Origin of the sequence: Roseicyclus sp., assembly GCF_018402035.1 — a bacterium.
GTDB lineage: Bacteria > Pseudomonadota > Alphaproteobacteria > Rhodobacterales > Rhodobacteraceae > Roseicyclus.
This window is the reverse complement of record NZ_JAGYJN010000058.1, coordinates 1-1,964: the sequence shown is the minus strand read 5'-3', so window position 1 is coordinate 1,964 and position 1,964 is coordinate 1. Positions and strand designations below refer to the sequence as shown.

Sequence of the window (1,964 nt, the reverse complement as noted above, 5' to 3'; positions counted from 1 at the left end):
AGAAGAAAATCACGATATTGCATATGCAGTCCGCGATATTGTTGAAATATCAGAGCACATCAATGATAGGTCAATTCGCTCACCTTCAGTCAATCGAGAGATTAAAGAACTTGGGGCATCTTGCGATGATGCTATTCAGAGAATTAATCAAGCAAAAAGCGTTGATGATGAAATCCCGCTCTAATGCAAAGATATTTGGGTATAATTTAATCCAGTGCAACTTGCACCGGAGACGACAGTTATCGCCCGCTTAGCCTCTCGCAGAAGTGGAAATTTTAATTCGTACTAAAGGAGATAGGCCCCCTTGCGCCTCTCACCCACAATCGCCATCTTCTCCACAGGGGCCAGACGCGCCCCCTCACCGGACATCATCGCCCTGCACAGGCAGGCAACCCTGATCGCCCCGCGAGCCTCTGCCCCGTGCGTGGCATCGTGCCCCGTGCGGACCATCATGCCGGAGCATCCCCATGTCCAAGGAAAAGAACAAAGGTAACAAGGAAACCAAGAAGCCGAAAAAGGAAAAGCCCAAGGTCTTGGCCACCGCCAATTCCAACGCGGGCAAGCCGCTTGATATCGGCGGCGGCAAAAAGGGCAAATAGGCCCATAGCCTGCCCTGAGATCGGTCAGAATTCCGGCGGTCGGGCCACGCGCCCGGCCACCCCTGCTTGACCAAGGTCAAGGCGCATATCGCAGGCAAGCGCCATGCTCGGCCCATTCCCAGCCGGAGTGATGCCGATGCGCCCCCTGCCCCTTGCCCTGACCCTCGCCCTGCTTTGCCCGCCCGTCATGGCGCAAGATGTTGACGCAGGTGCCGTGCTTTACCGCGATTTCTGCGCCGCCTGTCACGGGGCCACGGCCAAGGGCGATGGCACCATGGCCGATCTCATGCGCAGCCCCCCAAGCGATCTGACCAAGCTGGCGGAGGCGGGGGAATTCCCCATTCTATCAGTGGCCGAACAGATCGACGGCCGCCGCCCCCGCGCGGCGCATGGGGGCGACATGCCGCTATTCGGTCGCTGGTTCGAAGGGGTGGGTGCCGATGTCGCGATGGCGGGTGCCGATGGCCAGCCGATCTTGATGAGCCGCCCTGTCGCCGATCTGATCGCCTATCTGATCACGCTACAAGATTAGCCCGCGCTTTCGGCTTTCTCTTCCAGCGTCAGCCATTCTTCCTCGGCGGCGGCAAGCTTGGCTTGGCGCTCATCCAGCGCCTCGGTCGCCTTGCGGAACTTGACCGGCTCACGGGCAAATAGTGCAGGATCGGCCATCAGTTCCATCAGCTTGGCGATCTCGGCTTCCAGCCGCGCGATCTCAGCGGGCAGCGCCTTGAGGCGGTGGCTTTCGGTAAAGCTGAGGTTGGATTTCTGCGGGGCCGCGGGTTTTTGCGCTGCGGCCTCGGGGGCTTTGGGCTTGGCCGCTTTGGGCGCGTCTTTGGGCGGCTGCTGGCTGCTGGCGCGCTGGTTCAGCATATCCGACCAGCCACCCGCATAGGCCACGGCGCGGCCCTCCCCCTCGAGCAGGATGGTGGTGCCTGCGACACGGTCGATGAAATCGCGGTCGTGGCTGACCAACAGCACGGTGCCCGCGTAATCGCCCAAGAGATCTTGCAACAGATCCAGCGTCTCGATGTCGAGGTCATTGGTCGGTTCGTCCAACACCAAAAGGTTGGAATTGCGCGCCATGATCCGGGCCAGCAACAGACGCGCCTTTTCACCCCCCGAGAGCGAACGGACAGGCGCGCGCGCCTGTGCCTCGTCAAAGAGGAAATCCTTGAGATAGCCCACCACATGGCGTGGCTCACCCCGCACCAAGACCTGATCCGAGCGGCCACTGACGCGCGCGGCGGGGTCTTGGGTCAGGCTGTCCCAGAGCGTCTGTTCTGGGTCGAGCTGTGCGCGGGTCTGATCGAACACCGCCATCTCGATCCCGGTGCCAAGGGTGACGGTCCCGGTATCGGGCGCGGT

Annotated in this window: 4 protein-coding genes; 3 read left to right on the top strand and 1 reads right to left on the bottom strand. The window is 61.0% G+C overall.

Going from position 1 to position 1,964, the window contains the following annotated elements; all coding sequences use genetic code 11:
* The 3 genes from KG698_RS15100 to KG698_RS15095 form a co-directional block, all read left to right on the top strand.
* Positions 1-184, top strand: a 184-nt coding sequence (locus KG698_RS15100; protein WP_213686368.1) for a hypothetical protein, incomplete at its 5' end; no start/stop codon positions are given.
* A 283-nt stretch (positions 185-467) separates the two neighbouring features.
* Positions 468-599 (top strand): hypothetical protein, encoded by a 132-nt coding sequence (locus tag KG698_RS15745; RefSeq protein ID WP_300984212.1) that lies wholly within the window; start codon positions 468-470, stop codon positions 597-599.
* 103 nt (positions 600-702) lie between these two features.
* On the top strand, positions 703-1,131 hold the full coding sequence (locus KG698_RS15095) for a c-type cytochrome (RefSeq protein ID WP_300984210.1): 429 nt from the start codon (positions 703-705) through the stop codon (positions 1,129-1,131).
* Here KG698_RS15095 and KG698_RS15090 read toward each other — a convergent pair.
* The coding region (locus tag KG698_RS15090) for an ATP-binding cassette domain-containing protein (protein ID WP_213686367.1) at positions 1,128-1,964 on the bottom strand (837 nt) is incomplete at its 5' end. The genes KG698_RS15095 and KG698_RS15090 overlap by 4 nt on opposite strands.